Below are 2,945 nucleotides of genomic sequence, written 5' to 3' on the forward strand. Positions count from 1 at the left end.
AACGCTTTAGCGCTGCGTCGACGGCACCGGCTCCACGCCGGTGATGCGGCCGTGGACGAGATCGCTGTAATCCTGCGCCAGTTGCAGCGTCGCTTCACCCACCTGGAAATTCCACGGACCGATTTCGGCCAGCGGGGTCACTTCGGCGGCGGAGCCCGTCAGGAAGGCTTCCTGGAAACTGGCCAGTTCCTCCGGCCAGATCGCGCGTTCCACCACCTTGATGCCGCGGCGCTGGGCCAGCGCGATGATGGAGCGGCGGGTGATGCCGTCGAGGAAACAATCCGGGGTGGGCGTGTGCAGTTCGCCGTTCTGGAAGAAGAAGATGTTGGCGCCGGTGGCTTCGGCCACCTGCCCGCGCCAATCCAGCATCATGGCATCGTTGTAGCCGGCGTTTTCGGCGGCGTGCTTGGACAGCGTGCAGATCATGTAAAGCCCGGCGGCCTTGGCGCGCACCGGTGCCGTGTAGGGCGCGGGACGGCGCCACGGCGCGATGTTGAGGCGCAGGCCCTTTTTCAGCGCTTCCGGGCCGAAATACGCACCCCATTCCCAGGCAGCGACGGCCAAATGGGCCTTGGTCTTCTGCGCCGAAACGCCCATCTGCTCGCTGCCGCGCCACGCAACCGGGCGCACATAGGCATTGGTGAACCCATTGGCGGCCAGCGTCTGGCGGCAGGCTTCGTCAATCTCCTCCACGCTCCACGGCAGCGGAAAGCCCATGATGTTGGCTGAATCGATCAGCCGCTGCGAATGGGCCGACAATGCGTAGATATGGCCGGCATAGGCACGCGACCCTTCGAAGACCGAGCTGGCATAATGCAGGCCATGGGTGAGAATGTGGACATTGGCTTCGCGCCAGGGCTTCAATTCCCCATCCATCCAGATAAAGCCGTTGCGATCGTCGAACGTAGCGTCGGTCATGACGAAACCCTGTCCCCAGAAACAATGTGGAGGCTTTCCGCCCTGCGCCGGCAACAAACGAACAGCGTTGTCACCGCCGCCTTGCCGGGAATTGCGCGCCCCGCTTGTGTTGGCATAGCCTTTGTGGCAGATAAGTCAACATGACTGTCCCAATTTCTGCAGCCACCGCTCAGGCCGCGGTTTCCCCCCTGAAGGTGACGCCGGCTTCGCCGCTGTTCCTGCGGGAGGACGAGATAAGGCGCGGCATCGAACTGCTCTATTTCGGCTACACGTCGATGATCCGCGGCGCCGATGCGATCCTGGAAGCGCAGGGTCTGGGCCGCGCCCACCATCGATCGCTCTATTTCATCGCGCGCCAGCCGGGGCTTTCGGTGGGGGAACTCATCAGCCTGCTCGGCATCACCAAGCAATCGCTGGGCCGGGTGCTGAATGATCTGGGCAACCGCGCGCTGGTTGAACAACGCGTGGGGGTGACTGATCGCCGCCAGCGCCTGCTTACCCTCACCGCATCCGGCGCGGCGCTGGAAGCGCGGCTATTCACCGAGCTGGAACGGTCCATGGCGCGCGCCTATGGCGAGGCCGGGCAGCAGGCCGTCACCGGCTTCTGGGCGGTGCTGATGGGCCTGGTGCCGCCGGCGGATCGTGCAGCTGTGGAAGCCTTGCAGGGTTAGGGCTGCGACAGCGACTTCAGATAATCGAACAGCGCCCGGCGTTCGGCGTCGGTCATGTGGGCCAGGCGTTCGCGGCCCACACCCGTCATCAAGCGCAATTCGCGTCCGTCTGGCGGCCGGCCGGTGGTGGTGAGCCGCACGAACGCCGGCCAATCATAGATCTGGATGGCATCGGCCAGTGCCGGCGTGTCGCTGCCAAAGCCGCCAAGGCCGTGATTGTGGCACTCGGCGCAGGCCATGCGCGTGAAATAGGCGCCCCACCCCGCCGTGCCGGGCTCCGGAGCGACAGCGGGCCCGGCATCGGTGGCACGCACCAGCACGGCATTGGGGATCAGCTCACCGGTGGCCGCATGATAAGCCTTGAAGAACCGGTGCTTCAGCGTGACCGGCTGGGCATCGCCGGCGGCCGGCAGGCGGCGCAGATGGGCGTGGATGGCGGCAATCTCGTTGTCGGCCATCGCGGCAAACATTTCGGTGGGCATCGCCCAGCTGATGCTGGTGCCATCGGGGCGCAGCCCGTTACGGACGGCGCGGGCGAAATCCTCCCGGCTCCATTCGCGCGCGCGGCGGCGCAGATTGGACGCGACCATGCCATAGAAATCCTGGCCGGCAAGGGCTGCGCCGTGACAGCCATTGCAACCATAGACGCTGACCAACCGCGCGCCCAACGCCGCGTCTCCAGGCCCGCCCGCCACGGTTTCGGGCAGAGCGCCATGATCCTTGCTCAAGCTCTGGTTGCCGGCCCACAGCAGCGCACCGCCTGCGCCGGCTGCCAACAGCAGCGCCGCGCCGATCACACCTGCTCCGGCCTTCACCCATGTGCGCATGACATCTCCCCCGAGCGTGGGGAGATTACGTCACGCTTGGGGCTATGTCAGCCCAGTTCGCGTGACCGCGCTGCCGCTGCGGCCACCACCTGTTCCAGCAGCGGCGTCAGACCCGGCATCAATACCGAAAGGCCCGCCGCCGTCGTGCCGCCCGGCGAGGTGACGCGTTCACGCAGGACATTGGCCGGCGTCGCGCCATCCTGGGCGGCGAGCGCGGCCGCGCCGATCAGCGTCTGGCGCGCGAGCCGCATCGCCATCGCCGGTTCCAGGCCGGCGGCTTCCCCGGCGGCGGCCAGCGCCTCGATGAAATGGAACACATAGGCCGGGCCAGAGCCCGAAACGGCGGTGACCGCATCGAACTGTGCTTCATCGGACAGCCAGATCGTCTGCCCCACCGGCTGGAACAGCGCTTCGGCGGCGCCCTGCACGATATCGCCATCGCGGGTGAACAGGGCGGTGGCGCCCTGCCCCACCGCAGACGGCGTGTTGGGCATGGCGCGCACGATGCCGGCGCCGGGGAACAGCCGCG

General features: G+C 66.8%; 4 protein-coding genes. 1 reads left to right on the forward strand and 3 read right to left on the reverse strand.

Annotated features, from left to right (window positions below):
* Nucleotides 1-6: 6 nt before the first annotated feature.
* Nucleotides 7-918 carry a branched-chain amino acid aminotransferase gene (locus tag RT662_RS15150; RefSeq protein WP_313671523.1) on the reverse strand — a complete coding sequence of 304 codons (912 nt, stop codon included), beginning with the start codon at nucleotides 916-918 and terminating at the stop codon, nucleotides 7-9.
* Nucleotides 919-1,058: 140 nt separating this feature from the next.
* Between RT662_RS15150 and RT662_RS15155 the strand changes: the two genes are divergently transcribed.
* Nucleotides 1,059-1,589, forward strand: coding sequence for a MarR family transcriptional regulator (locus RT662_RS15155; RefSeq protein ID WP_313671524.1), 531 nt, complete (start codon nucleotides 1,059-1,061; stop codon nucleotides 1,587-1,589).
* On the opposite strand, the gene RT662_RS15160 is transcribed toward RT662_RS15155, so the two are convergent.
* Together RT662_RS15160 and RT662_RS15165 are read right to left on the reverse strand one after the other, a co-directional pair.
* Nucleotides 1,586-2,416, reverse strand: a complete 831-nt coding sequence (locus RT662_RS15160) for a c-type cytochrome (RefSeq protein WP_313671525.1) — start codon at nucleotides 2,414-2,416, stop codon at nucleotides 1,586-1,588. The two genes, RT662_RS15155 and RT662_RS15160, sit on opposite strands and share 4 nt — an antisense overlap.
* A gap of 47 nt (nucleotides 2,417-2,463) precedes the next feature.
* On the reverse strand, nucleotides 2,464-2,945 hold a 482-nt coding region (locus tag RT662_RS15165), incomplete at its 5' end, for a pyrroline-5-carboxylate reductase dimerization domain-containing protein (protein ID WP_313671526.1).

It is taken from the genome of Sandarakinorhabdus sp. (assembly GCF_032115815.1).
Classification (GTDB): Bacteria; Pseudomonadota; Alphaproteobacteria; order Sphingomonadales; family Sphingomonadaceae; genus Sandarakinorhabdus.

What these genes read in the sequence shown, in the direction of transcription:
- RT662_RS15150 (WP_313671523.1), bottom strand. Translation starts at nt 918, where the DNA reads ATGACCGACGCTACGTTCGACGATCGCAACGGCTTTATCTGGATGGAT.
- RT662_RS15155 (WP_313671524.1), top strand. Translation starts at nt 1,059, where the DNA reads ATGACTGTCCCAATTTCTGCAGCCACCGCTCAGGCCGCGGTTTCCCCC.
- RT662_RS15160 (WP_313671525.1), bottom strand. Translation starts at nt 2,416, where the DNA reads ATGCGCACATGGGTGAAGGCCGGAGCAGGTGTGATCGGCGCGGCGCTG.